29 protein-coding genes and 1 pseudogene are annotated in these 26,351 nt (G+C 60.6%); 16 read left to right on the top strand and 14 right to left on the bottom strand.

Annotation, left to right across the window (positions count from 1 at the left end):
• The first annotated feature begins 2 nt into the window (after positions 1-2).
• The 6 genes from NO363_RS00650 (at position 3) to NO363_RS00625 (ending at position 4,006) form a co-directional block, all read left to right on the top strand.
• A complete protein-coding gene (locus NO363_RS00650) occupies positions 3-410 on the top strand; it encodes a hypothetical protein (protein ID WP_256686120.1) in 408 nt (135 codons plus the stop codon).
• Positions 407-808, top strand: a complete 402-nt coding sequence (locus NO363_RS00645) for a DUF8112 family protein (RefSeq protein WP_256686118.1) — start codon at positions 407-409, stop codon at positions 806-808. Before NO363_RS00650 ends, NO363_RS00645 begins: the two co-directional genes overlap by 4 nt.
• Positions 808-1,692, top strand: a complete 885-nt coding sequence (locus NO363_RS00640; protein ID WP_256686116.1) for a hypothetical protein — start codon at positions 808-810, stop codon at positions 1,690-1,692. Before NO363_RS00645 ends, NO363_RS00640 begins: the two co-directional genes overlap by 1 nt.
• Positions 1,689-2,429, top strand: a complete 741-nt coding sequence (locus NO363_RS00635; RefSeq protein WP_256686115.1) for a DUF8168 family protein — start codon at positions 1,689-1,691, stop codon at positions 2,427-2,429. The genes NO363_RS00640 and NO363_RS00635 overlap by 4 nt, the downstream gene beginning before the upstream one ends.
• Entirely contained in the window at positions 2,426-3,325 is a 900-nt protein-coding gene (locus NO363_RS00630) for a hypothetical protein (protein WP_370525599.1), read from the top strand. The genes NO363_RS00635 and NO363_RS00630 overlap by 4 nt, the downstream gene beginning before the upstream one ends.
• 99 nt (positions 3,326-3,424) lie before the next feature.
• The gene (locus NO363_RS00625; RefSeq protein ID WP_256686113.1) at positions 3,425-4,006 is read left to right on the top strand and encodes a hypothetical protein; all 582 of its coding nucleotides are present in this window, start codon (positions 3,425-3,427) and stop codon (positions 4,004-4,006) included.
• Positions 4,007-4,081: 75 nt separating this feature from the next.
• On the opposite strand, the gene NO363_RS00620 is transcribed toward NO363_RS00625, so the two are convergent.
• The 4 genes from NO363_RS00620 to NO363_RS00605 all read right to left on the bottom strand — a co-directional run bounded on the left by NO363_RS00620 (position 4,082) and on the right by NO363_RS00605 (position 7,286).
• A complete protein-coding gene (locus tag NO363_RS00620) occupies positions 4,082-4,729 on the bottom strand; it encodes a hypothetical protein (RefSeq protein WP_256686112.1) in 648 nt (215 codons plus the stop codon).
• A gap of 21 nt (positions 4,730-4,750) precedes the next feature.
• Complete coding sequence (locus tag NO363_RS00615; RefSeq protein ID WP_256686111.1) at positions 4,751-5,464, bottom strand: hypothetical protein; 714 nt, start codon at positions 5,462-5,464, stop codon at positions 4,751-4,753.
• The gene (locus tag NO363_RS00610) at positions 5,461-5,742 is read right to left on the bottom strand and encodes a DUF8136 domain-containing protein (protein ID WP_256686110.1); all 282 of its coding nucleotides are present in this window, start codon (positions 5,740-5,742) and stop codon (positions 5,461-5,463) included. Before NO363_RS00610 ends, NO363_RS00615 begins: the two co-directional genes overlap by 4 nt.
• A gap of 308 nt (positions 5,743-6,050) precedes the next feature.
• A complete protein-coding gene (locus NO363_RS00605) occupies positions 6,051-7,286 on the bottom strand; it encodes a Cdc6/Cdc18 family protein (RefSeq protein ID WP_256686109.1) in 1,236 nt (411 codons plus the stop codon).
• Between the two features lie 194 nt (positions 7,287-7,480).
• Here NO363_RS00605 and NO363_RS00600 point away from each other — a divergent pair.
• Both NO363_RS00600 and NO363_RS00595 read left to right on the top strand, forming a co-directional pair.
• Positions 7,481-7,912: pseudogene (locus tag NO363_RS00600) on the top strand (helix-turn-helix domain-containing protein); the annotation flags it as partial.
• A 711-nt stretch (positions 7,913-8,623) separates the two neighbouring features.
• Complete coding sequence (locus tag NO363_RS00595) at positions 8,624-9,052, top strand: universal stress protein (RefSeq protein WP_256686108.1); 429 nt, start codon at positions 8,624-8,626, stop codon at positions 9,050-9,052.
• A gap of 130 nt (positions 9,053-9,182) precedes the next feature.
• Here the strand turns inward: NO363_RS00595 and NO363_RS00590 are convergent, their stop codons facing one another.
• The 3 genes from NO363_RS00590 to NO363_RS00580 all read right to left on the bottom strand — a co-directional run bounded on the left by NO363_RS00590 (position 9,183) and on the right by NO363_RS00580 (position 13,561).
• Positions 9,183-10,643 carry a cytosine permease gene (locus tag NO363_RS00590; protein WP_256686107.1) on the bottom strand — a complete coding sequence of 487 codons (1,461 nt, stop codon included), beginning with the start codon at positions 10,641-10,643 and terminating at the stop codon, positions 9,183-9,185.
• A 39-nt stretch (positions 10,644-10,682) separates the two neighbouring features.
• Positions 10,683-12,068, bottom strand: coding sequence for a dihydroorotase (locus tag NO363_RS00585; RefSeq protein WP_256686106.1), 1,386 nt, complete (start codon positions 12,066-12,068; stop codon positions 10,683-10,685).
• Between the two features lie 188 nt (positions 12,069-12,256).
• A complete protein-coding gene (locus tag NO363_RS00580; protein ID WP_256686105.1) occupies positions 12,257-13,561 on the bottom strand; it encodes a cytosine permease in 1,305 nt (434 codons plus the stop codon).
• A 614-nt stretch (positions 13,562-14,175) separates the two neighbouring features.
• On the opposite strand from NO363_RS00580, the gene NO363_RS00575 reads away from it, so the two are divergent.
• The 4 genes from NO363_RS00575 (at position 14,176) to NO363_RS00560 (ending at position 18,810) form a co-directional block, all read left to right on the top strand.
• Complete coding sequence (locus tag NO363_RS00575) at positions 14,176-14,982, top strand: IclR family transcriptional regulator (RefSeq protein WP_256686104.1); 807 nt, start codon at positions 14,176-14,178, stop codon at positions 14,980-14,982.
• Between the two features lie 1,024 nt (positions 14,983-16,006).
• Positions 16,007-17,122, top strand: a complete 1,116-nt coding sequence (locus NO363_RS00570; protein ID WP_256686103.1) for a CNNM domain-containing protein — start codon at positions 16,007-16,009, stop codon at positions 17,120-17,122.
• Positions 17,119-18,192: a CNNM domain-containing protein gene (locus NO363_RS00565; protein WP_256686101.1), complete on the top strand. Its 1,074-nt coding sequence runs from the start codon at positions 17,119-17,121 to the stop codon at positions 18,190-18,192. The genes NO363_RS00570 and NO363_RS00565 overlap by 4 nt, the downstream gene beginning before the upstream one ends.
• A 231-nt stretch (positions 18,193-18,423) precedes the next feature.
• The gene (locus NO363_RS00560; RefSeq protein WP_256686100.1) at positions 18,424-18,810 is read left to right on the top strand and encodes a hypothetical protein; all 387 of its coding nucleotides are present in this window, start codon (positions 18,424-18,426) and stop codon (positions 18,808-18,810) included.
• A 38-nt stretch (positions 18,811-18,848) separates the two neighbouring features.
• On the opposite strand, the gene NO363_RS00555 is transcribed toward NO363_RS00560, so the two are convergent.
• Positions 18,849-19,013, bottom strand: a complete 165-nt coding sequence (locus NO363_RS00555; RefSeq protein ID WP_256686099.1) for a hypothetical protein — start codon at positions 19,011-19,013, stop codon at positions 18,849-18,851.
• A gap of 210 nt (positions 19,014-19,223) precedes the next feature.
• On the opposite strand from NO363_RS00555, the gene NO363_RS00550 reads away from it, so the two are divergent.
• A complete protein-coding gene (locus NO363_RS00550) occupies positions 19,224-19,346 on the top strand; it encodes a hypothetical protein (RefSeq protein ID WP_256686097.1) in 123 nt (40 codons plus the stop codon).
• 22 nt (positions 19,347-19,368) lie between these two features.
• Here the strand turns inward: NO363_RS00550 and NO363_RS00545 are convergent, their stop codons facing one another.
• Entirely contained in the window at positions 19,369-20,025 is a 657-nt protein-coding gene (locus NO363_RS00545) for an SRPBCC family protein (protein WP_256686096.1), read from the bottom strand.
• A gap of 82 nt (positions 20,026-20,107) precedes the next feature.
• Between NO363_RS00545 and NO363_RS00540 the strand changes: the two genes are divergently transcribed.
• Positions 20,108-20,476: a hypothetical protein gene (locus NO363_RS00540; protein ID WP_256686095.1), complete on the top strand. Its 369-nt coding sequence runs from the start codon at positions 20,108-20,110 to the stop codon at positions 20,474-20,476.
• Positions 20,477-20,675: 199 nt separating this feature from the next.
• On the opposite strand, the gene NO363_RS00535 is transcribed toward NO363_RS00540, so the two are convergent.
• From NO363_RS00535 to NO363_RS00515, 5 genes are all read right to left on the bottom strand, one after another.
• Positions 20,676-21,578 carry an amino acid ABC transporter permease gene (locus NO363_RS00535; protein ID WP_256686094.1) on the bottom strand — a complete coding sequence of 301 codons (903 nt, stop codon included), beginning with the start codon at positions 21,576-21,578 and terminating at the stop codon, positions 20,676-20,678.
• Positions 21,575-22,333, bottom strand: coding sequence for an amino acid ABC transporter ATP-binding protein (locus tag NO363_RS00530; protein ID WP_256686093.1), 759 nt, complete (start codon positions 22,331-22,333; stop codon positions 21,575-21,577). The genes NO363_RS00535 and NO363_RS00530 overlap by 4 nt, the downstream gene beginning before the upstream one ends.
• Before the next feature lie 45 nt (positions 22,334-22,378).
• A complete protein-coding gene (locus tag NO363_RS00525) occupies positions 22,379-23,170 on the bottom strand; it encodes an amino acid ABC transporter permease (RefSeq protein ID WP_256686092.1) in 792 nt (263 codons plus the stop codon).
• A 1-nt stretch (position 23,171) separates the two neighbouring features.
• A complete protein-coding gene (locus NO363_RS00520) occupies positions 23,172-24,065 on the bottom strand; it encodes a transporter substrate-binding domain-containing protein (RefSeq protein ID WP_256686091.1) in 894 nt (297 codons plus the stop codon).
• Positions 24,066-24,173: 108 nt separating this feature from the next.
• Positions 24,174-25,274, bottom strand: a complete 1,101-nt coding sequence (locus NO363_RS00515) for a DUF1616 domain-containing protein (protein ID WP_256686089.1) — start codon at positions 25,272-25,274, stop codon at positions 24,174-24,176.
• Positions 25,275-25,556: 282 nt separating this feature from the next.
• Between NO363_RS00515 and NO363_RS00510 the strand changes: the two genes are divergently transcribed.
• Both NO363_RS00510 and NO363_RS00505 read left to right on the top strand, forming a co-directional pair.
• Complete coding sequence (locus NO363_RS00510) at positions 25,557-25,757, top strand: DUF7557 family protein (RefSeq protein WP_256686088.1); 201 nt, start codon at positions 25,557-25,559, stop codon at positions 25,755-25,757.
• Positions 25,754-26,149 (top strand): PIN domain-containing protein, encoded by a 396-nt coding sequence (locus NO363_RS00505; protein ID WP_256686087.1) that lies wholly within the window; start codon positions 25,754-25,756, stop codon positions 26,147-26,149. The genes NO363_RS00510 and NO363_RS00505 overlap by 4 nt, the downstream gene beginning before the upstream one ends.
• Positions 26,150-26,351: the final 202 nt, after the last annotated feature.

The raw sequence follows: 26,351 nt of genomic DNA, 5'->3' as shown, positions 1-26,351 counted from the left end.
CAATGGTTACGCCCCAAACGATTGAAAACGATGTTGAACAGCTTCCAACCGATAATCGTATCCTAGACCTCGACAGTTCTGGGCCGGTCGCCCTCCCTAGCGCGACCGTCATCTTCGTCGATTCCTATCGCCGCACGGACGGCGAAGCAGTACGCTATGATGGCGACGTTCCGACCCACATCGTCAGGATCTACTCCGAGTGCGATGTCCGTAAGGTACTCGCCGGGATCCACATGATCAACGAAATCGATCAAGCGATCGATCGCGGGGAGCGCATGCCACAGGACAACGCGACGGAAGCAGTGAGTTACGCCAAGCGACGGAAGGGGATGGCCACCAATAGCAACGAGAACACATCAACCACGAAAGACACCGACCCGGCTGTATCCGACATCCGAACACCACTATGACTGTCGAACACACTGTCACCACCATTTCGACCACTCCACAACAAGTACTCTCGGGGACTGGGGTCGGCACCGGCTCGTTCGCCCAGTGTTCGTCATGTCATCATTCGATCGGCGAGGGCAGCGACGTCGCGCTAGGGGCTCATCGCCTCTCGGACGAAGCCCGATGGACCACCGCCACGATCCACTGTGCGCGCTGTCTTCCCGACCACGGCACGATCACCACGCCCACCACGGGCGCTGCCGAGATCGTCGTCAGCGGTCGACTGACACTGCGGGGTGACGCCGCGACCCAGGGCCATCGCCTCGTCTTCACCGCCGACGAGGGGCCCGCGGCCGTGCTCGATTACGCGGACGCAGACGAGGGCTCGGCGGCGTTTCGTCGAGAGGAGGTGAGCTAATGGCGAACGCTACGGACGCTGGGACACCACCATCGGAGATCCGAGACGTGTACGTCCGCCTTCAGTCGGATCTACTCGTCATTGGCGATACGATCATGACCGATCGCCACCATGCCTCGAACGGGAACTACGAAGACACGGATCCACAAAACCAGATCGGCGGCATCATTCCCGCATTCTCGCTATCGGGGTGGCTCCGTCACGGGATGGAGCAGGTCGTGCAGGAGCGCGGCGGTACCGCCTGCCATCCCGGTGAGGCCAACGCCAACTTCCGAAAGGAAGATGTGTACGCACGCGATCTCGACGCCGGGTATCACCCAAAAGGCGACTGTCTCAACACCGACGACGGCGACGGATGCGTCATCTTGGACCTCTTCGGCGGATTCGAGAATCGCCCTGGCAAGGTGATGCGCCGGCCGATCACGTTCTCGCCCGTCCGTTCGAGCGTGGAGTACACGCGTGGCCAAGCGGAAGGTCACTACCGCCGGCTGAATCGAAACGTCGTCTCACGGAACCAAGAAGACGGCCGCGAACCGCTGCGAAACACCACGATCGACGCCGTCGCGAACGTCGACGGCACCTGGCATCTGTCCTTTCGGGAGCCCAAACCCGCGTTCGTCGGCCTGCTCGTTGAATCTATCGAATTACTGAATGAAAGGAAAACGGAGTTCATGCACCAACTCGGCGGTGCCCGGAACTTCGGCGGTGGAATCGTCGACTGTGAGCTAGTGAATCCGCTCTACACCGACACCGAACTCTGTCGGGTGTTCGATCGTGGGAAGACCAGCACACAGGGGATGGACGACAAGGACGCCGAGTGGGCTGATGAGTATCTGCCCGGGTTCGCATCGGCACTCGCCGAGCGTATCGAGGCCGGGCCATGAACGACGTGATGCTCGCGGCGTTGCGCCACGACGCCCACAAGTTCACGGGTGAGAGCCATGACGATGCCCGGGAGACGTTCGCTGGGGTGGCCGTCAATCAGGCTGTCCCTGAGGGTGCAGACCACGATGCGGCGGCGCTCTCACGCCCACAGCAGATACGAGAGCGGACCGTCCCGACTCACGAGGATCGCTATCGGCTCTCGTTGCTTACCGGCGACCCCGTTTACGACCACCGTGAGTTCTCACAGGGGGTCGTCGAGAGCGACGTGCGTGACCTCCTCACCATCGAGAACGCTGCAAGCGCCCACGAGCAGTGGCTGGAAAGTGACGTGGCCGCTGAGTTCAACGAGTCCGTCTACCACCCCTACACCAGTCTGAAGTATCACACGCTCCTCGTAGCGGCGCTGCTCGACAACTACCGCAATGACAACGCGTTCGCTGCCCTCCGACTCACCGTTTCCCCACCAGACGAAATCGAGCCGTTTCGAACGATCTTCGAGGGTGAGCGGTTTACGCTTCGAATCGATGCGAACAGCAAGGAACGACCCGCCGCTCGGCTCGGAAGCCGCCCCTGGCGATCGTGGGCGGCAGTGTGGAATCGGTTGACAGCGCACCCACTTGCGACCGACCGCGACAAATACGACATGACCCTCGATGCAAATCTCCGCCGCATCCAGTCGTGGAGCACCGCACTCCAGTATCTCGAAGACTTCGCCGCGTGGAGGCCCGACCGATGACGAGGATTCAGCAGGTCCTCTGGGAACTGCAGATGGACTACATCGGCCATCCCTACTACGTGTCGGGCAATGCCATCCTGCATGCGCTCGGCCACCGGCTCGATCCCGAGACACACGCTACGCTCTCGGCGAGCCACGGCGTGTTCGTGCCCGGCCAGTTCGGTCGTTTCCCCGACGAACACAGTCAGTCGGGTGTCCGGCCGTATCTCGGCAGCGGGCTCCCCGACGTGGAAGCGTATGACGATCTCTTCATCCAGCGGCAGGCGTCACACACCTGGCTTCTCGACGGTCGTGCCCGCGACACACTGAACACCCACGACCTCCGTGTCCACGGGGGTCACCCGACGCTTGCTCACGAAACCATCATGGGTCGCCGGGAGGACAAGCGGAAGCAACGACGGACCACGAACTGGTACGTTCACGCCTACCTGCACACCAATGACCCAACGGTACTCCCGCTTGGCGAAGGTGTACTGGACGGACACCAGTTCGGCGGGAAGCGTAACTACGGTTACGGCGAAGTCATGCTGAAGGACACACAGATGGTTGATCTCGACACGCTTGATTACTCGCGGCTTGACGGCGCAGAGACGTACCTCATCGAATTGGTGACGCCGTTCGTGCTGGAGTCGGAGTATCCCGCGGTGAACGATCGGCCCGTACCGTGGTGGTGGGCTGAGAGCAGCGAGGACTTGCGATTCCGTCAGGAGAAGATCCTCGAACAGCGTAAGGTATTCGACCTCAAGACGGTTGACCATGGGCAGATCGTGCGCTACCGCGGCGATCGGCCAGTAGAAACCGCGAAGAACGGTCTCACACGAGTCGGATCGCACTCCCAGTATGGTTTTGGAGAACTCCAGGTCAAACCGATTGCTGGGCAGGAGCAAGGGGTGTGATACAGCACAGAAACACTCACAAGCCAAAATCCGACGAGATGAATCGCCTGGCAAACAGTCACAACAGGTAGCAAATAAAGAAATCATATTACCAACAGTTTGTACGCGCTCACACAGCTGCCCGCCGAGCGACTCATGCCCGCGCTGCCACCGACGATGCAGTCGGTCCTCAAGACGCTGCTCGTCGCCGACGAGCCACTCGGGCGAGCCACGATCATCAAACGCGCAGACATCTCCACGGCCTCGTATGACCGCAACATCGACGAGCTGGCCGCCCTCGGAATCGTCGAACCCACGGGCAACGGCGGCCACCGAAAATGGCAGGCGTGGCTCGTGCCGTGGTGGTCGTCGCTATCCGAACACAAACAGCCCCGAACGGCCGACGACGAGCGGCCGATCGCTCGCGCGGCCCGCTGGGACGATGTCTGTTACGGGATCGCAACGGAACTCGACCTCGATCCCGACTACGAGCTGTTTGCTGGTCCAGCCGACAGAGAGGCGGTGTTCACGACACTACCAGCACTGGATCGCTGGCGGAGCGTCATCCTCGCCCACTGTGATGTCGACACGGACGCCACCGCAACTCTCGAAAACGCGACCCACAGAAACACTCACACGGGAACCCAAGACCCCGTTGCTGCCGTCGAGATCGGATCACCATCGGACGACGTGGCGACGTGAGACAGCTAGATCACACGCTGCCGATGCACGGAAGATCACAAGGCTGTACGCGATGGATGTCGATGCGATATCGCGTCACGTTCCGAGAACGTCGTTGTAGAAGTCGGAAATGATCGTATAGCGCTCGTCGATTGCGGCGTCGAAATCGTCGGGAAGGTCCGCGGCCACCCCAAGAAGCGGCTCCGAGTCGTCCTGGAGTCGCTGTAGTCGATCGGCCTCCGCATCGAGGATGTCGGTCGCGCTAGCAACGACGGAAGCACCCTCCGGCACTCCCGCTAGCCACGTCTCGAGCGAGACACCCAGGTCCTCGGTGGCAAACCGTCGGTAGGCGTCGGTGGTAACGTACAGCTCCACGAGGAACTCGGTCGGGTCGAAGTCGTCCATCGAAACCAGTGGATGGGGTGGCAACTCCTCGTCGGCCAGCGTGACCTGGGCCGAGTACTCGAACACCGACGACGCCCACAGATATCGGAGCGCACTCGACTGGAGGTGAACGGTCGCTGTCTGTCCCATCGTGTAGGAGACCTCCACGCGACGGGTCAGGCCCACCTCCATCTGCTCGTAGATGGCCCGTGGAGCCGTCTCGGCCAGACGTTCTCGCCAGCTGTCTTTGCGGTTCGCATTCGCCTCGAGGAGCAGCTCCAATCGCTCGTCGTGGGAGAGATCCCCGAGGACCTCCTGGTTCAACGCCTCGATATCGTTTTCGAGGCTTCGTTTGGTCATGGTGCGAATCAGCGCTCCGTTCTACAGTCCAAGATGGCCCGGGTCCGCCATTATCGTCTCGAATTGATAGTCGAAGACGTCCACAAGCAGGCTGTACTCGTGGAGGGCGTGCTGATCGAGAGGCTCCTCGGGAAACTCGCCGGGAAGGTACTCGTCGGCCACCTCAAGCTCCGCTTCGGGAACGGGCTCGAACTCGGTGTTTGCTTGGTTGAGAAGATCGGGATAGCTGTCCAGAAGCGTTTCGACCAACTCGAGGATCTGTTGTCCATCGAGATGGGATATCGCCCACGTCTCTAGATCGACGCCAACGATCTGCGCTGCAAAGCGCTCGTAGGCGTGATAGGTGATGTACAGTTCGGCGAGCAGCAGCAGTGGGTTCGTCTCGGGTTCTCGAATCGGGTCGGGGAGAGATTCATCGTCGTTGTCCGTGAGCAGCTCGAGCAGCTCCTGATGAGTTCGCCGACTCTGGAGCCACTGGAATCGCAATGCGAGAGTGTGGAGTTCGTAGAACGCTCGTGAGGCCATCTCGAACAGGATGTAGCCTCGATTCCTGTAGGCCGGATCGGGCCCACGATAGGTCGCGGTCGGAATGGTATCGACCAACCGCTCTTTCCACTGCTCACGGTCGTCCTCAGTGGCTTTCAACAGCAGCGCAAAGCGTTGTTTGTGGCTGAGGTCGTGGAGGATATCCTCACTCAGTTCCGCCAAATCGGTTTCGACACTGCGCTTGGTCATCGATCGTCCATCCCAGCGACCGTTTCGAGCAACTCGACGTCCTCTTCGAGTTCGTCGATGTCGGTGTCTTTCATCAGCTTGCGATACTGTCCGGAGAGATAGCCGAGCGTCCGCGTCCATTTGACCTGCATTCGTTGGGCCTCCAGATCCTCGGGGTCGATCTCGTCGTCGAGGCGGTCGAGCCGGGCGTCGATCTCGCGGATCTGGTCGGCCAGAATCGAAAGGATCGCGTCGCGCTCGGAGCCTCCATCGTCATGCTCGTTCGGTGGAACGCTCATCGTACCACCCATCGGACTGCTGCTGGCCGCACTACCCGTGAATCGAGCCATGATCGGACGATCCGGTGATGACTATCCATGGATGCGATGGTTTCCCATTCGGCGGCGGGGACCGAAAAAGTTCCTCGAGCGGGGTGAAAGTGAAACAGGCGGGAGTCGATCCCGAACGTCCGCGCTAGTGAACTCCCATGACACTCGCTCTGTGAGCCCGACACGATACTGCACCAATCATCCATCCATCTGACAGCTGCCGTCAACGACGTCGTGGTCGACCGTCAACCCAGCGGACAGCGTCCATCGAGCGCCCGTCAGGATTCGGTGCCATCCGACGACGCGGTGGTGACCGCCGTCGGCGTCCCGGCCCGCTGTTCGTGGTAGGCCGCCCGCACCCACTCCGGCTCGAAGCTGGTTGCGAGCTGTTTGACCCGTCCACCCTGCCCACGGGACTCGATCCACGTCTCGACCAGCCCCATCGTCTCGAGGTCGGTCACGACCTCCCGAATCGCCCGCGTGCCGAGTTGCAACGCCTCGGGCACCTGCTCGGTTGCGAAATACGACTCGATCTGGTCGGTCGTCACGGGTTGGACGATCGTCCCGCCCTGTCGGTAGCCCGTGATCGCCACCAACACCAGGAAGTGATTCCGCGGCAGCGTGGAGAGTCTCTCGAGCACCGCGTCGCGTTCGGTCGTCTCGTAGTTGGCCTCGAGACAGGCCATGCTCACCTGCTCGAGCCCGCGTTCGGTCGCAGTCTCGCCGGTCTGGCGGAACAGGCGCAGCGCCTTCCGGGCGTCGCCCCATCGGTTTGCGGCCACCCGAACACCCTCCGAGAACACTGATTCGGGTAAGGCCCCCTCACGAAACGCCCGCTCGACGCGTGGCTCCAGTAGGGCTTCGAGCTCCGTTCTCCCGTACGGCGGAAAGAACACCTCCTCGCCACCCATCGCGCTCTCGACGCGCGAATCGAGTCGGAGATCGACTTCCAGCAGTTCGTTGCTGAGGAGCCACGCCGACAGCTGGACGTCGTGTGTGCGCTTGCCCTCGCCGCGCAACAGCCGATAGAAGAACTCGCTTGGGTCGTAGTTCGTATCGTGGCGCAGCTGATCGATCTCGTCGAGGAGCAGGACCGTCCACTCGGGATAGTCCGCAAGCGCCGCCCAGATCCCCTCGAAGACGCCGTCGAGACCCTCGTAGGCACCCTTTTTCTCGCCGGTGAGCTCGAAGTGGATCTCGTTGGCGGCGCTGAACAGCGAGCGACACTCCTTGAGGTTGACGTACTCGACGGCCATCACGTCGGTGCGGGCGGCGAACGCCTCACAGAGACGCCGAGTGACGAGCGTCTTGCCGGTGCCGGGCGGTCCGTAGATCGACACCGTCGTCGGGAGATAGCCCTCGTGGACCCCGTTGAGCAGGGTCGCCAGTTCACGTTGTTGGTCCTCGCGAGCCACAATCTCCTCGGGGTCGCCCAACGGATCGAGTGCGCCTTTGTCGGTGAACACGCTGTCGTCGGGCGCGGTGTCGTCGAAGAGGTCGTCGTAGTCGGTCATGGGTTCTCCAGCGGAACTACGAGTGTGTCTGTGTGATCGTACATATAAACCTGCGGAAGGAGGGAGGGGGTCCGCTGACGGCTGTGGGACCAGGAACCGTACAAGATCCGAGATAAGTTTGTCTTTCGATAATGAAATACATCCTATATACTAGCAGACAAAAGTTCATGTATCTCTAGTTCATTTGTGGTGGTATGACAGCTCTCGAAAGCGTCTCCGCTGAAGACCTCCGCCGAGTTCTGGCGGAGGTCGATGATGCTGACGCTGCACAACGTCTGATGGCGGCGATCACGTTCAAGGAAATCGACGATCTAACCCAAGGGGAAGCCGCCGCGCTCTACGGGTTTTCCAGTACCTGGGCCTCGAAGTGGTTCACCCGTCTCGAACGGCTCACCGACGAGCCGTTCGAGGACGTCGTCTACGACGAACCTCGATCCGGACGGCCGGCAAAACTCTCCGAGTCAGAACATCGGCGATTCGTCGATGCGCTCCACGAACCGCCTGCAGAGGCTGGTCTCGACGCGCATGCGTGGACGGTTCCGCTCGCCCAGCAGTATCTCGACCGAGAGTTCGACGTCGAGTACTGTGACCGGCACGTCCGACGGTTGCTGACCGAGGCTGGGCTGTGACCTCCGCCACGTCATCAGCCCGTCGAGGAATTCGACGAACGTCGCGCTGCCGTTCTCGCCGTGCTTGTTTCGATCGAACCGTTGGATTTCTCCTCGTAGTTATGTCTACAGATTCATTCATCTACGCTCGATGTCAAAGCGTGATACGCATACAGAACGTCAGGATGCTAGGTGTGCAGTGGATAATGCAATGACAGTTCTCCGCTATTCGAGGTCCGGAGTCTTCGCTCGTTTCCACGCCATACCGCAGTCCTGTGATTCAATGACATGATCACATGTTCCATATGAATCGAAAGATTTTTCTTTGTTTGCTCTCTCAGTTAAGATACAGTTGCAAACACCGTATCGCAACTGGAGAGCGTGGCCTGGTCGTCATACATTCCCACAACCCCACGTTCTGAGAACGAAACAGAGACGGAGGAGTTGCTTTAGCTGCGAGTAAGGCGGGGTAGTTGACTGCAGACATGGCTCCGTGCAGGTCTGCTGTCCGCCCCTTCTCCGAACGGGATCCACACGGCCATCGCAAAGCGGAGAGAACGAAGGGTGTCCAATGGTTACTGAGGTGTCCACAGAAACAGTGGCCGCACTGGCTGACTGACACGCAATTCGACCCGAGATTCATCCGAATATCCTCAAAGCAGACCCTATCTATTCAAATTTGTTACTATAAGGGAAAAGCGTAAGACCCCTCTCTCGGAAGGGCCGGCCATGGTGATCATCGCTGCAGTAGATCGCTCGGATCGAGCATCGAAAGCCATCAAGGAAGCGGAGAGCCTGTCGACAGCCTTCGATGACACGATACAGGCAGTACACGCGTTGACCAAAGCCGAAATGGTCAAAATGGACGGTGTACACGCTACCAGGCCGAACATTCAGATCAGCGACGGTGAAGTGCGGGAAGCGGCAACGGAAGCAGCAGCAAGCGCGATTGCAGATCTCGATGTGTCTGCTGAACCCGTCGGGTTGATCGGGAATCCGAAGAGTCGGATCGTCGAGTACGCGGTGGAACAGAACGCCCGATATATCGTCGTCGCGGGTCGGAAGCGGTCACCGGCAGGGAAAACGGCGTTTGGAAGCGTTACGCAGTCGGTGATACTGAACTCCGAGTGTCCCACTGTGGTGTCCATCGACCAATGACAGCCGTCCCGCTCTGAAGGGCGACGATTCCTTCGGTTGGGGTTCGGACGATCTACGCCGCCGAACCGATAGAGATCTCTTGCTGGTGTGAGCGACTCTCCGAACACGATAGAACGGGAGCCGAACGAGGTCAGTCCGCTGCCGGTGACGTCGACTCGGAGAAGTAGTTGGCGCTACGTTCCTCGAAACGCGTTTTCTGCAAGACGACGTAGGAGACGAAGCCAATCGGCAGGCCGATCATCCAGGACAGATCCAGAAAGGCGAGACTCGCGACGGACCCGATCAGGACGCTTGTGATGGCCGTGACGGAGAACCCACGCACGTACCAGAACTTCGAGTCCGGGCTCTTGTCGTACAGTGACGGAATGGAGGTGTCTTCGGCTCTGAACACCCAGTAGTCCGCCAGCAAAACACCGAGAACCGGACCCAGTGGGATGGAGTAGGCGTTGATCATGAGGAAGTAAATGCCGCCTTCGGCGGAGAACAGCACCCACGGGAACGTGACAACGGAGAGCCCGCTCGTGATGATCAGGCCCCGCTCCCATGAGGTCCCGATGGCGTCCTGCAACACGTGCACGGTCGGGATGAGGTTCAGCGTCAGATTCGACGACACCTGTGCGGCCAGGATGAATATCATAACCGCAACACCCACGGTCTGGTTCGGTGCGATCTGCATGATCGCGAAGACGGGATTTTGCGTGTCCGTCGTGATGGACGTCCCGAAGATGACACCGACGAGTGCCATGTAGAGCATGGCCGGGGCGACACCGAGGAGATGACCGAGAACGTGGTTCCAGGATCCACGGCGTTTTTCGAGATGGCGACTGAGATCAGCCGCGTTGAGGGCACCGGCCATTGCCGTCCCGACGTGGGCTGCGATGATGGTGAAGAAGGGCAGTCCCCAGGTCCCTTCGTAGTTGATCGAGGCCGTCGAGATCCCTTGCTTCGAAACGACGACGGAGACGGTGTACGCCAGCAGGAGAATGATGATTCCGGCCGAAATCGAGTCGAACCACTTGATGGAGGACATCCCGTTCCACGCGAGAGCGATGTTCAACAGCAAGAACAGCGCGAAGTACACTTGCACGTTGCCGAACCCCCAGAGGGACGTGGTGATGCTCTGGATCGCCAAGGCACCGATCCAGTTCCCGATACCAAGCCAGATGATTGCGGGAAGCAATCGGACGAGGTTCGGGATCACGGATCCCCGGACGCCGAACGCGGCACGCGATTGGGCAACGAACGGGATCCCTTTCTCGTAGCCCCACTTGCCATTGAGGACGAAGAAAACCGCCGACGTCACCGCGCCGATACACATCGCGACCCCGGCCTGGAGCACGTTCAGCGGGCCCTGTGGATACACGCCGAAAAACGCCGTCGAAAACCCCTGCACGATAATGAACGAAGCCCACCAAACAGGGATATAATGAGAGAGACTCATCGACCGCTGGTCGTCGGAGATCGGACTCAGTCCTTCGGAATTCGACTCGCTCATGGTGTACCCTTTTCTGGCATACAACAACACACGTCGAGAAACACCGTTATATATTTTTTGTTTAGTGACTATTGGTACAATTACATTAAAGTTCACATACAAAAGGCCGGTGGAACTACTGCCGGAATCTCGGCGTTATCGATCGGTCTGCCAATCGGGTCGCTCGCGGGCGACGAACTCCCCGTAGCCGGGCTCGGCGACGATCTCGCCGTCGTCGGCGATCGGCTCGCCACGGAGGTAGGTCCGCTCGACGCGCCCGGTGACCTCGCGGCCTTCGAAGATCGAGTAATCGGAGATCGAGGCGTTGTCCTCCGCTGTAATCGTGTAGCTCTCGTTCGGGTCGAACAGGACGATGTCGGCGTCGGTGCCGGGATCGAGCGTGCCCTTCTCCGTGAATCCAAAGGTTTGCGCGGGGTTCGCGCACATCATCCGGACGACGAACGACGGGGAGTAGCCACGCCGGTTCACGGCCTCGTCGTAGAACACGGGGAGGCTCGTCTGGAGGCCGTTCGCGCCGAACGAACTGTCCCACCAGTTCTCGACGGTCTTGTCCGCGCGCTTGAACGCGTTGTGGTCGGTCGAGACGACGCTCAACGCGCCGTTGTGCAGGTGCTCGAACAGAGCGTCCTGATCGGCGGGCGTCCGCAGCGGCGGTGCCATGATCGGGAGGCTGTCCTGTTCCTCGTAGATCGATTCGTCGAGCGTCGTGTACTGGGTACAGGTCTCCCCGCGAACCTTGCTCCCGTCGTCCTGATAGCGCCCGAGCACGTCGGCGGCCTTCTCGCTGGTCGTGTGAATGCCGTAGTATTTCGCGCCCTGTTCCTGGGCCATGCGGACGGCGCTCTCGGCGGCCATGGCTTCGGCGTAATCCGGGCGTGACTGCGGGTAGTAGCGCGGATGGCTCTTGCCCTCGGCTTTCAGTCGGGCTTCGAGACGGTTGCAAACCGAGGCGTCCTCGGTGTGGAGCACGGCGACGATGTCCTGATCGGCAACGTGCTCGAAGACGTGATCCATGAACCCGTTCGAGAGCCCGATCTCGTAGGCGGTGAACATCTTCACCGACGTCACGCCCTCGTCGATCACCTCTTCGAGCTCGTCGAACACTGCGGGGTCCTCGCGCGTGATCGCCCCGTGCAGGCTGAAGTCGATCAGCGACTGCTGACCTTTCTCCTTCTGGCGGTGGACGGCTTCGAGCAGCGTTCCCTCTTCGTCCCAGACGCTCAGATCGCCGGTCCAGGCCTCCCAGGCGAAGTTGATGCAGCTGGTGATCCCACCCAGTGCGGCCGCGCTCGTGCCCGCCTCGTAGGTGTCCCTTGAGAGATAGCCGTCGATGTGGACGTGCGGATCGACGACGCCCGGTAACACCAGCATGTCCGAGGCATCGACCCGTTCGTCGGCATCGGGTAACGTTCGCTCGTCGCCGACCGCGGCAATCTCGCCGTCGTCGACGGCGATGGCGCTGTCGAGCAATCGATCGGGTGTTACCAGTGTCCCGTTCGCGATGACTAGGTCTACCGTCACACTATCACACGAACCGGCTCTTCTACTTGAAACTTACCGATACTTACAGACATATAAACAACGGAAAGCACAGTACGGGAGAGAAGGGCTCGTCCGGGCGACCGGACTGGTCCGGCATTCTCGTTCTCGAGCTCACTGTGACCGATTCCGGCATCCGGAAGCGGGTTCGTCGGTCGGTGGGCTTTCGCTTAGTCACCGCCCGGCGCTTGCGTCCGGTCTTCCGACAGGGAGTTGGCTGCGTACTCGTTGATCTCGACTTTCGTGAGGACAGTGTATGCGACGAAAGCCGCCGGGAGGCCGATCACCCAGGACAGATCCAGAATGGGAAGGCTCACGGCCACTCCGATGAGCATGCTTGCAATACCACTCACGGAGAATCCTCTGACAAACCAGAATTTCGACCCATCGGATCGGTTGTACAACGACTCGATGTCCGTGTCGCGCTCTCTCGCGACCCAGTAGTCCGCCAGCAGAATGCCGACGATCGGGCCAAGGAAAGCGGAGTAGAACTGGATGAACGTGGAGAACAGAGCACTACTGAACAACATCCAGGGGAACGTCAGGAACGAGAGCACGGACGTGAGGATCAGCCCCTGCTTCCAGGAGACACCCAGCGAATCCTGAAAGACGTGAGTCGGGGGGAGGAGGTTGTTCACGAGGTTGGTGGATATCTGAGCCAGAATCGCGAACAGCAACATGGCTGCCCCGAGTAGCGGGCTCGGGGCGACGGCCATTATCGCACGAACAGGGTTCGTGATCCCGGTGGTCACACTAAATAGGAGCCCGACAAGCAACATGAACAGGTACGCTGGAACGAGACCCAGCATGTTGCCCACGGCCAGATTCACCGACCCGCGCTCCGTGTCCAAATGTCTGGCAATATCCGATATGTTCAGCGCGGCGGTGATGAGCTGGCCACCGACTGCTGCGATAAACCCGACGAACGGTAGTCCCCATGACCCACCGTACGTGATCGGTGCCGTCGGGATCGATCGTGTCGTGAGGATCACGTATGCGGTGTACGACAGTAGCACCACGATCACGATCGCCGAAAGCGAGTCGAACCACGCAATGGATTCAACGCCGGACCACGCGAGGACGATGTTCAGGAGCGCAAACAGCACGAAATACACCCGAAGATTTCCGAAGCCCCACAGCGTCGTCGTGATCGTATTGATCGCCAATGCGCCGATCCAGTTCCCGATGCCCAGGAACATGATCCCCGGGATCGCCCGGAGGTAGTTGGGGATCGCCGCACCACGGATTCCGAATGCCGAACGTGTCTGGACGGCGAACGGGATCCCCTCCTCGAATCCGGGGAACCCGTTGAGGAAGAACAGTAGTCCCAGGATGAGGGTCCCGATCAGTGATGCAACGATGACTTGGAGCAGGTTGAGCTCGCCCTGTGGATAGATCGCGAAGAACGCCACAGCCATCGATTGGACAACGATGACTGCGGCCCACCAAAGCGGGATGTACTGAAACAGCTTCATCGACCGGTTGTCCGGTGAAACCGGACTCATGTCTTCCGGGGTTGATTCTCCGCTCATGCTAACCTCTCCGGTGGTGATGCCACCATGTCCCAGTGCAACTTTTCCCTATCGTATAAAACCTTCTTAAGTGGCAATAATGTCTGCTTTTTCGCACAAGCCGCAGAGACGCTCTTACAACGGTTAATTGAGGTTTTGCTGCATATCTTTAAAGGCGTCTTTTTATATATTCAGTTTCTTAGTTCTATGGATTGTTGTATGTCATTTCACGCCATGCGAACACCTCTATTTTCATTAATTAGCACAAGTACGTCTTGCATGCTGTATGAGGGCCATGTGCATTGACACGGCGATCGGGAGGAGAACGTAGCGATGACTGTTCACGCCGTGTGAAAAATTCAAGTTTTTCGTAGAAATATTATTGTAGTAAATTCTACTTATTAGATTCGGGCGTGGCGAGACATCGGCCGCTATCCACAACCGAAGATCGAACTCGTCGAACCACGAATACACGAGTTCACACGGACCGGAAGACGATTCTCGCGTGAGGATCGCTATCCTGTTTCACGTGTTGCGAACACTTAGGTATCTTGGTGATTAGAGTACCCACTACGACCATGCACAACGACAACGCGCGTCCGGTCGAGACGACCCTCACGTCGATTCGAATCGTTCGGGAGATCGAACGACAAAACGGCGCGTCCATGACCGAGATCGCTGAAGCGTTGGATTTGGGAAAAAGTACAGTTCACAACCATCTTGCCACACTCACCAAGGAGGGCTTTCTGGTTCGGCAGGATCAGTGCTATTCCGTCGGTCTTGGATTTTTGCAGCTCGGAGAATACGCACGGAATCGGCGAGAAGTGTACAGACCGGCGAAAATGGAGGTGTATCGGCTCGCTGAATCCACCAACGAAGAGGTCAACTTCGCGGTGGCAGAAAACGGATTCATGTACTCCATCGAATACATGATGGGTGATCCTAGCCCAGCGAACCCCGAAGCGGGAAGTCAGTTTCTCGAGGTTGGAAGCCGGTTCCACATGCACAACTCTGCCCCTGGAAAGGCAGTCCTTGCCGAACTGCCCTCGGAGAGGATCGAACGAATCCTACAGCTGCGTGGGCTTCCGGCCACGACAGACGAGACGATAACCGAGAGAGACACACTTTTGAGCGAACTCGAAGCTGTCCAAGAACAGGGATATGCGACCAACAACGAGGAACTCGAACGGGGATACCGATCGGTCGGTGCGCCCGTTCACCAGTCCGATGGAAGCGTCTTCGGTGCACTCTCGATCGGTGGACCAGCGTATCGTTTCCATGTCGACTCGTCTTCGGAGTCCGGAAGCATTGACGCTCTCTTAGCCGCCGTGGAGCGTGTCGAAGACGAAATCGCTCAAACGGCCACGACAGAGCCCCGCTCGTAGACAGCAGACCGGTGACGTCGCATCAGAAGACCAAGCACGTAATGAAAGAAGTACTGCCATACAGGATATCTATGACGGAAGACTACTGTCATAGTGAATGTGCAATAACCGGCAAGGAGGTGAGGGCGTATACATGAATTCATAGGTCGCAATAATACCACTCTGGTAATCAGTGAAATAGGCGATATTTATTCAAATCTGGTACGAGGTAACGATCTACAGTATACAGACATAAGCGAGTAATGAGAGCTATAAAAAGATATCGTTGGATGCAGCGAGTGCTCCATCTTTATTCAGCGAGGGAATCCCAGCCTTTAGACCGAATGCCAGTGAGGCCGGAGGCGGGCGGGAATCGCGTACTCTATCCCGACAACCGATCAACCGACAACTACACCGCAGCGACCGACCGATTCCCGCATTGATCTCGACTCCCTCGGATGGCGTAAAACGTGTTCACGAACTGCTCGCGTATTGTCCATGTGTTCGATCGGATGACTGAATGAGATCCGTAATGGACACCATTCTTGAACAGTTCTGTTTTGGCCGTTTTGGACGTATGAGCCGTTGAGGGAGCATCTCTGTGCGTATCTGTAGCGTTGAGCGATGTCCGTCTGCCGGACACCGCTTTTTCCAGTTGATCGCCGCCATCAACCGCTGTGTAGGCTTTCTTCCCAACCTTCATCAGAAGTGGCTGGAGGCCTTTCGCGAGGACGTTCTCGAAATGATTTATGTGGTACAGTAGATTGCAGATTGAAGACTTTTGTCCGCTAAATGAGTCGTCAAGGATATATTATGGTAGGTGATATTTATAGGTACTTATTGAATTTGTGGTCAATACGATGGCTACCGGGGATACGTTGTCTAGCGGGGATGGCTTGTTGGTCAATGAGCAACCGTTCGCACTCTCGTCGACGCGATCATTCCGTTACACTATCATGATGAGCATCAGCCAACCACGAAGCCACCGATAGGCAGAAAACTGACCCTTTTTCCCGCTGAATCTCATAACCCCGGGGTAGCGCCGATGGATCCACCAGAAATACTCCTGCGACTAGCCGCCGGTGCAGTACTTATTCTGGCCAATGGCTTTTTCGTCGCCATCGAGTTCGCGCTGACGCGCGCCCGTCAGTACCCCGAGTCGGAGTTCGTGGAACCCGGGGTCACCGGCCTCGAACGCGCGTGGGCGATGACCGAAGAGCTCGAAATCTATCTCACGGGCTGTCAGGTCGGGATCACCGCCGCCAGCATCTCGCTTGGGATCGTCGCCGAGCCGGCCCTCGCCGCGATCTTCGAGCCTCTGTTTGGCGGCACCGTTCTCGCCACGATCGGGGCCGGCACACTGCTTGCGTTCGTCATCGTCAACCTCGTTCACGTCGTCTACGGCGAGCAGACCCCGACCTATCTCGGGGTCGAGCGCTCGCGGCAGGTCTGTCGGTACGGGGCCACACCGTTGTACTGGTTCACCCGCGTGATCCGACCGATCCTCGATCTCGGTGATACGGTGGCAAAGTGGACGCTGCGGCTGTTCGGCGTCGAGATGACCGGCGCATGGCTCGACTCCGAAGCCGACGTGATCGAGGGCCGTGCGGATCTGCACCGCCATCTCGGATCGGTGCTCGATGCGGGCGATCTGCCGTCCGAACGCTCCGCCGAAGTGATGAACGCACTCGCCGTCACCGAACTGCCGGTTCGCAACATCATGGTCCCCCGCGAGGAGATCGCAGCCCTCTCGACTGAGAACACGCCCGCCGAGAACCTCGCCATCATCGAGGAGCACCCACACCTCCGCTTCCCACTCGTTGGCGAAAGCGAGGAGGACGTTCGTGGCATCGTCTATCTCGCCGAACTCACGGCCGAGTTCGAGGCCTTCGAAAGCGGGAGCCGCTCGATCGAGGAGCTCGCCGCCCCACCGATGACGCTGCCGGCCGACGAGGAAGTCAGCGACGCGATCGATCGCTTCCAGGACGAGGCCCAGGAGCTCGCACTCGTCGAAGACGACGGGGAGATCGTCGGGTTGCTCACCGCGACCGACGCCTTCGAGGAGGTGATGGGCGAACTCGAAGATCCCATCGATATCGACGAACGCTCGCGGGACCGTGGCAACGCGACCACCACCGACACGAGAGGTGAGTCGATATGAACACTCCTGAGATCACCATCCGGCTGCTCGCGGGACTCGCGTTGATCCTCGCGAACGGCTTTTTCGTCACCATCGAGTTCGCACTGACCCGTGCCCAACAGTACACCGAAGCCGAGTTCGCCGGGCCGGGACTCGAACGCGCCTGGGAGATGACCCAAAACCTCGAGATCTATCTCACGGGCTGTCAGATCGGGATCACCGCCTCCTCGATCGCGGTGGGGATCGTCGCCGAGCCGGCCCTCGCCGCGCTCTTCGAGCCACTGTTCGGGGGGACCGTGCTCGCATCGGTCGGGGCGGGAGCGATCCTCGGCTTTCTCATCATCAACCTCCTGCATCTCACCCACGGCGAACAGGCCCCGACCTATCTCGGCGTCGAACGCTCTAGGCAGGTCTGTCGGTACGGCGCGACGCCGCTGTACTGGTTTACGTGGCTCATCTGGCCGCTGCTTCGCCTCGGTGATCTGTTCGCCAAGGGGACGCTCGGGCTGGTCGGCGTCGAGATGACCGGCGCGTGGCTTGAGTCCGGCGACGAGGACGTCGACAGTCGGGCCGATCTACACAAACGGCTCGAAACGGTGCTTGACGGCAGCGATATCGACACCGAGCAACGCAGCGAGGTGCTGAACGCACTCGTCGCCGGTGACGTGCCGGTCCAAGGGATCATGGTCCCTCGCGAGGAGATCGCGGCCCTCTCGACGACGAACACGCCCGCCGAGAACCGTGCCATTATCGAGAAATCCGCATACTCGCGCTATCCGCTCGTCGGCGACAGTCTCCAGGACTTCCGTGGCGTCGTCTATCTGCCGGCCATCACGACACGGTTCACCGAGCTGATGGATGGCGATCTCGCCATCGAAGAGCTCGCCACACCGCCGATGACGCTGCCGGCCGACGAGGAAGTCAGCGACGCGATCGATCGGTTTCAGGAGGAAAACCAAGAGCTCGCACTCATCGAAGACGACGGGGAGATCGTCGGCCTACTCACCGCGACCGATGCCTTCGAGGAAGTGATGGGCGAACTCGAAGATCCCACCGACGTGGCACGTGCGCAAGCGGCCGGGAGCGGGTGACGAGATGACGTCAGAGAACGCTGCACATACCTCAGTAGTACTCTGAAAGACGATGTCTGAAAAGTGGGCCATTAGCGCTGCTCTGCAGCCGCGTCGACGGCAGACCCCGTACCTGAGAGCCGATCAGATCAACCGGTCGCTGCCACTCCGGGCAGCTTGCAAAGCGACCGAGCCAGTGGCCAATCGCCACGTTGATGGGCGCACGCACTAACTGTCGATGATCAGCTCCCCATGAAGAATTCGACACTCCTCCGGCGGGGCGCAGTGGCCCTGCTTGTCAGCGTCCTAGTCGTGAGTGCCGGCACAGCAACGGTACTCGCCGACACCGGCCCGTCCGATACTGGAGCCGCGAACGTCCACTCCGAGCATACGGGTGAGGGTGAGAGTGATGTCACCATCGACGGGCTCGATCTGACTCTCGAGGACATCCGGATCACCAGCGATGGTCTCCCCGAGATGCGTATCGACGAGCGCACCTACTCGGTTGCCGAGCGCACGATCACACTCGACGGACTGACGATGACGATCAACGACACCGAGATCGGGCTCAACGAGCTCAGTGTCACGATCGAGGAGTCGACGGTTTCGATCAAGAACGTCGGTATCGGGAGCGAGTAATCACGACGAGCAGTGAGGCGCAACCCCGAGGACCCGGTTCAATCGTACATCGTGGTTGGATCGTCCGGGAAGTCTAACTGTTGGCTCTCCATCGATTTCATCTGCCAGTGCTGGACGCGTGTCTGATACAGCTGCATCGCCATCTCGTCGACCGCATCGCTTTCGTAGTCGCGGGCGATCTCCTGTGCGTCCTCGAGACTCATCTTCATCAGCTTCTTGTAAAAATCTCTCATGGGAATGTCGCCGCAGTAGTGGCGCTATCGATCGGACGTCCCCGACCGGTGAATACGTGTCGTTATCGACGAGAAATGTAGCCGGATATCGATCCACAGCCACCACGTCGGCCCGGGCGGACGATTCCACTTTCACTCTCCATGGCTCAGTTCTTTAGTGATGACGAGCGAAGAGCGCACATGGACGAACTAGTCTTCCTCGCCGGACTCGCGGCGGGCATTGCGATCGGCGTGCCTACACTGGCGCGGCTGTGGCGGGTCGATCTCCGGGGTACCTTCGAGCGGGTGTCGCGCTCGCGGTAACGAACTCGCCGCTACTGCTCGATCACTCGTTCGATTGCTCGATCGTCTCGCCGGGGTCGACGGTCGCCCAGAGTTCGCCGTCTTGGTAGACCTTCAACGTTGCCGAACCCTGGTTGTCGACGCTCGAAAGGTCACCGTTCGTCGAGTACGAATCGACGCCGCCATCACCGACGAATCCGTACGCGCCTGAGACGTAGCCCGTGTAATCGGGATTGTCAGCCGTAGTGCCGGGGTTGGCCTGTGCCTCGTAGTAGAACGATTCCGTGCCGCCAGCCCCTGCCGTGAGGGTGTACTCGGATTGGCCATCACCGACCGCCTCGACTCTGATGAGATGCTCGCCCTCCGGCGGTGCGTCGGGATCGACACGCTCGTCGCCCGTCCCCTCGCCCGGCTGGACGGTCTTGTGCAGTTCACCATCGAGATACACCTTCAGCGTCACGTCACCATCGTTGACGAAGGTGAGGGAGGGTCTGTCCTCGACGGTCGGCCAGTACCGGTAGCTATCGACGCCACCATCGCCGACGAACCCTTCCGCGTAGTACGGATCGTCGAGGACCACGCGGTCTTCGTAGGCGACCGACGCTTCGGTGTCGGCTTCACTTCCCAGTTCGATATCGGGGCCACTGCCGGCGTACATCCGGTAGTAGGATTCGCCCGAACCGGCCGCGACGATCGTCACGTTACGCCAGTTCTCACCCGACGATTCCGTCTCGGTCGGTGTCGCGGTTGGTGTCGCCGTAGGCGTCTCGGTTGGCGTCGCCGTGGGCGTCGGTGTCGGCGTTTCGGTCGGCGTTGGAGTTGCCGTTTCGGTCGGGGTTGGTGTTGCTGTCTCGGTCGCCGTTGGCGTCGGTGTTGGTGTGGCTGTCGGCGTCGGGGTTGAGGTTGCTGTCGGCGTCGGAGAGGCCGTCGCGGTCTCAGTCGTCGTTACCGCTGCTGAGGCGGTCGGTGACGCCGTCTCGTTGGTGGTCGTCGCGGTCGCCGTTGCCGCCGTGGTCGTGGCGTCCGCCGGCGTGGCCGTGTCGTTCATCGTCGAGACCGTGGTCGTCGATTCGCCCGGCCCTTGCGAGAGGAAACTACAGCCGGCCAGCAGCATCGAGACGACCACCAGGCCGACGAGCAGGGAGCGGTAGTGCATGCGTAAGTCGGGCTTCGATGTAGGGGGATGAATGCTTTGTCCCTCGATCGGTGTGATCGGGCAAGATTTGCGAATGGCTCGATCGACTCTCAAAGAAGCAGCGAACGCCACGGGATGACATCGCCGACGCCGCGGCGAACGCCGTTCGACTCGACTCGATCGCTGCTCCGGCCAGTAGATCGACGGTCGTCGCGCTACCGGCTCGTGCTGCCGAGGCCAGGGATCGCGACCCGCCGCTCGACGCCGGCCATCAGCTTCGACGCCGAGATCACGAGCCCGAGATACAGCACGGCGACCAGCGCGAAGATCCCGGTGTACGCGAAGTTGTCGGCGGCGATCGAGCGGGCGACGTTGAACAGTTCGGGGACGGTGATGAACGCCGCCAGCGAGGAGTATTTGATGAGATAGACCAGCTCGTTCGACCAGCCGGGGATGGCGAATCGCAGCGCCTGTGGCAAGACGACGTGGCGAATGCCCTGGCGCTCCGAGAGCCCGATCGCACGGGCCGCAGTCAGCTGCTCGCGATCGACCGACAGCAGTGCCGATCGGATGTATTCGGCCTGATAGGCGACGCTGTTGATCGTGAAACCGATGATCGCGACGTACACCACCGGCGAAGGGAGTACGCCACCGTCGGGGAGCCCACGGAACAGCGTCGAGAGATTCAGCGCGTAGTAGAGCACGAACAGCTGGGCGAGCAGCGGCGTCCCCCGAATGAGCTCGGTGAACGCGAGCGAGAGGGTGCTCGAATAGGTGCCGTAGACGCGCGCGACGCTGACCGGCACCGCGAGCACGAACCCGAGCGCGATGCTCACGACGGTCAACACCACGGTCAGCCACGCGGCGTCGGCGAGCTGTGGGAGGTACTCCACCGCAAACGCGAGCGAATCGGAGATCGGGGCGACCGCTGCGGGATCGAGAAACGACTCACCCGGTGGGACGCCGACGCCGGCCGGGAGGAACCAGTTGTTCAGCCAGCGGGCGAGAAGCCAGCCCCAGAACAGTACACCGCCGGCGATCGTGAGCCAGCGGCCGAGCGAGCCCGAGACGACTCTGCCGGTGTCGGCGGTCGTCCGCGTGGCCCCGGTCTTGCTCATCGCTCACCCGAGACCGTGCTGACGCGATCGAGGAACTCGGCGGTGCGTTCGTTTTCGGGGTTCTCGAACAGCTGTGCGGGCGGGCCGCGTTCGGCGATCGATCCCGCATCGAGAAAGAGGGCGTCGGTCGCGGCCTCGCGGGCGAACCCTTTCTCGTGGGTCACGACGAGCATCGTCATCCCCTCGGCGGCGAGGTCAGCCATCACGGCCGTGACCTCGCCGACGAGTTCGGGATCGAGCGCGCTCGTGGGCTCGTCGAAGAGGAGCAGGTCGGGCTCCATCGCGAGCGCACGGGCGATCCCGACGCGCTGTTTCTGTCCACCCGAGAGCTCGCCCGGATAGGAGTCGAGCTGATCGCCGAGCCCGACGCGTTCGAGCTGGTCGGTCGCTGCCTCGCGGGCATCGTCCTTTGAGAAGCCGCGGACTTCCCGCAGCCCCAGCGTGACGTTTTTCAGCGCCGTGAGATGGGTGAAGAGGTTGATGTCCTGAAACACCATCCCGACGTCCCGTCGGAGCGCGTCGACATCGATGCCGGGATCGGTCACGCGGTGATCGCCGAGTCTGATCTCGCCGCCGTCGACGTCGGTGAGCCGGTTGACACAGCGCAACAGCGTGGACTTCCCGCTGCCGCTCGGCCCCATCATCACCGTGACGTCGCCACGATCCATCGTGAAGCTCACGTCGTTCAGAACGCGCTCGTCGCCGTAGCGTTTCGAGACCGATTCGACTGTCAACAGGGGGTCGTGGTCACTCATGGATGCTCTGATGCAGCGATCGCGACGATCGATCGGATCGGACGGTCACGTCGACTCACCGGGGATCGCGTAGTAGTCGTTGAGATATTCGAGAGCGCGATTCGTTCCGAAGGTCATGACGAAGTAGACGGCGCTGATGAGGAGGATGACCTCCGTCACCGCGGTCGTCCGCTGGACGAACAGATCCTGACTCCGGGTGAACAGTTCGGCGAGGCCGATCGCGATCGCGACACTCGTGTCCTTCAGCACGATCGTGAACTCGTTTTGGAACCCGGGCACCGACCGCCGGAGCGCCTGTGGGACGATCACGTGGCGGATCGCGCCGAGTTTCGAGAGCCCGACGGCGCGTGCGGCCTCCATCTGACCCTCGTCGACGCTCTGGAGGGTGCCGCGAAACAGCTGTGACTGGTAGGCGGCGCTTCGCAGCCCGAGCCCGACGACCGCGGCGACGAACGCGCCGCCGACGGGCAGCACTCGCTGGACCGGGAACCAGTCGGTGATCGGGACGACGAAATACGCGAAGATCAAGATTACCACGATCGGCGTCCCGCGGAACACCGTGCCGACGGCCTCGACGGCGAGTGACGCATAGCGGCCGCCGTACACCTCGATCGCGCCCGCCGGAAAGCCCGCCACCAGCCCGACCAGCAGGCTCGCGATCGTGAGGGCGATCGTCAACACCAGTCCGCCGGCGAGATAGCCGGCGTTCTCACAGACGAACGCCACGTCCGGCGGGAGGCTCCCACAGGTGTCGCTACCGAGCTGTGCGATCGTCCGTATCGAGAGCTCGAGACTGCCGACCGCGACAGCGCCGGCGATACCGGTTCCGGGGAGCATCTCAGCTGGAGGACGTCGTGGATCCGTTGCTCGTGGCCCCGGCGCTTGCGTTGCCGCCGGTTCCGTTGCCGGCGCTCGCGTTGCCGCCCGAGCCGCCACCGGCGAACCACTCGTCACGGATCTCCTCGTACTTGCTGCCGTTTCTGACCTGTTCGAGCCCGTCGTTCAGCGCCTTCGTGAGGTCATCGGCGTCGGTCCGCACGCCGAAGCCGTATTTCTCGCCGGTTTCGTAGGTCGCCGCGATCGTTACCGCTCGCCGGTCGACGAACGTACGGGCGACCGGGGTGTCGAGCACTACGGCATCGAGGTTGCGGTTGACCAGATCCTCGACCGCGAGCACGTAGTTGCCGTAGGTGTTGAACTTCGATTGGGCGATCTTCCCCGGTTTGACGAGCTGTTTCTCGACGACGCTCGCGCCCGTCGTCCCCTCCTGCACGCCGACGGTCCGTCCCGCGAGCCCAGCAAATTCCGACGGCGGCGAGCTGGCTCCTTTCCGAACGAGAACCGCCTGATCGGCGCTGTAGTAGGGGTTCGTGAAGTCGATCGATTCGTCGCGCTTCTCGTTGATCGTCATCGCGGCCGCGATGACGTCGATCTTGTCGTTTTTGAGCGCCGGAGTGAGCGAGCTGAACTCGAAGTCCTTCCAGCCTTCGAGCTCGTAATCGGTGTTCGAGACCACCGCCGAGAGGAGATCGATATCGAAGCCGACGATCTCGCCGCCCTGTTTCGTCTCGAACGGAGGGAATCCGGGAGCGGTCCCCGGAACGATCGTCATGGAATCGGAGCCACCGCCACCGAGCCCGCCGACACAGCCAGCAGTGCTGGCGACCGCAGTGACGGCACCGAGCCGCTTCAGATATGTTCGCCGTGAAGTCCGGCGACCGGTCTCGTGCATATCACTCCTTATCAGAAGGCTTCATTAGGGTTTCGTTGGCTCAAGCGATACCCGTCCGAGGACACGATCGTACGCACAATAGCCGATCTCCAGAGTGACGCGACGACCCTACCGCGACGAGACGTTCACCCACAGATGCGTCTCTCGGTAGGCGTTCTCGGTAGTCGGACTCTCCGGCGGCGAGCCACGATAGAGCAGATAGGTGAGCCGGAGGCGATCGCCGGTCATTGTCGGCGTCACGTCGTGGGTCCAGTTGGCCGATCCGTTCGCGGGGATCGACCGGCTGAACCGATCGAGCTCCCGGCGCTCGCGAACGGTCGTCGAGTTGTTCTGTACCGAAACGCGCTGGAGCTGGGCGACGACCGAGTAGTCGACCTGCTCGTGTTCGTGGTTGCCGATCCCGACGGTGAGCGGCTGGCTCTCCCCGACGGTGAAGTTCTGTGGATAGTCGTCGGCGACGAGCGCGCCGGATTCGTTCTCGGTGAGCAAGTAGAACTCGCTGAAGCTCTCGCCGGATTTGGGCACCAGAACGGCGTAGCCGACACTGCTGACCGCGAGCAGCAGGCTCACGACCAACACGACGTTCAACACGGCATCGAGGCGCGTCTCGGGATCGAACAGTTCCGCCCGCGCCGATCCTATCCAGGAACGGTACGGAACGCGGAATCGCTCGTTGTCGGGGAGCGCCTGGCGACGCAGCGCGGCAACCACAGTGGCAGCCAGTGTGAACCCGCCGATCGAGAGCACGATCGGGACGAGCCGGATGCCGAAGGGGGTGAAGTTCAACAGAAGCCCGAGCAGCGGCGTGATCGCGATGCTGAGCCCAAAGGACAGCGCCACCCGCTCGATGCCGTCGATGCTGCCCGCACGGCGGGGATCGGCACGCTCGGACAGTCCGGAACGGTCGTCGGCGGCCTCCTGAACGGACTCGTCGAGGGTCGTCGCCGAGCGCTCGCTCTCCTCGTCGTCGGTCGCCGCTGTGTCCTCGACACGGGGACCGCGTTCGGGAAACAGTGCGGCGATGAACGCGTAGCCGGGCGCGAACAGCGCGAAGACGAGCCCGAGCACGACCCGGAGCGGCGTCTCGCTGACGACCGGCGCGAGCGTGGCGACCCCCGTCGCGAGCACGAGCAGAACGATCGCCGCGAGATCGGCGGGGAACCGACGAAGGGGGCGCGGCAGCAGTAACCGAAGCGTCCCGTCAGACATACGCCCGGGTTTCACCAAGGCTACCTAAAGGACTTGCTTTCGTCGTCCGTTCGTCCGAACGCCGACCGTCGACTGTCGTGACGGCGAACAGGAACGCGAACATCGACGATAGTGATTCACACTGATTCGCAGAAATCTCACAGCATGAGTTGTTGTCTCGTTGAAATTAGTGTGCACGACACAGAGGGTGCATACAGCAGTCACGATCGTCAAACCCATCGTACCGAGCAAGCAGTGAGCGGGCCCTCAAACTACTTCCGATTGCATACACAACGTATGCGCATGAGCACATCTATTCGTGTTTCTGACAGAACAAAGGAGAAGCTGGCGAGACTGAAGCGTGAAGACGAGAACTGGGACGAGTTCCTCGACCGACTGGCGAACGAGGGGGCGGGGATGAACGCTGGCGTGTGGAAGGGAACGAGCAAGGCCGAGATGGCCCGTGAAACGATCAAGCGTTCCCGGGAGAGCTACGGGCAGTGACCGTTCTCGACTCATCGGTTATCATAGATTACCTCGATGGCGTCGAGGAAGTCGTCGAGTTCGTCGATGAGCAACCGGTCTTGGTCACCTCCAGCATCTGTGTTTACGAAGTCCTCGCTGGTGAGGTGTTCTCGGCAGATGAGACTGACCTCGTCGAGGCGCGTGAGAACTTCGGGCGAGTCGCCGCTCTCGACTTCTCCGAGGAGATCGCATTTGAAGCAGCTCGGATACAAAATCGCCTTCTCGAATCCGGCGATCCCATGTCACCACGCGACCTCATGATTGCGGCGACAGCTCGGTCCGAAGGGACGGAACTCGTCGTCTCCGACGTTGACTTCGATACGGACGGTCTCCGTGAACTACTCCCCGTCCGGGACTTTGGTCCACAGTAGTCCCTCAGAGCAGTATCCGGAACGTCCCAGGTTCCCTGACCACCCCCAACCGTCTGATCGCTATCGGAAACTCCACAACCGATCTAGAAGATTTATCTCTCAACTGCCAGAAAGATTTCACGCAGAACGATGGATCGTTCCGATAGCTCCTATCGTAGCCAGTGTCGTCGGTAGCCGTTTCGTCGTGAACGTCGTGGTTCGG

Source organism: Halococcus qingdaonensis, from assembly GCF_024508235.1.
GTDB lineage: Archaea > Halobacteriota > Halobacteria > Halobacteriales > Halococcaceae > Halococcus > Halococcus qingdaonensis.
Note: the sequence above shows the minus strand (reverse complement) of the source record. Positions and strands in the feature narration are given on the sequence as shown.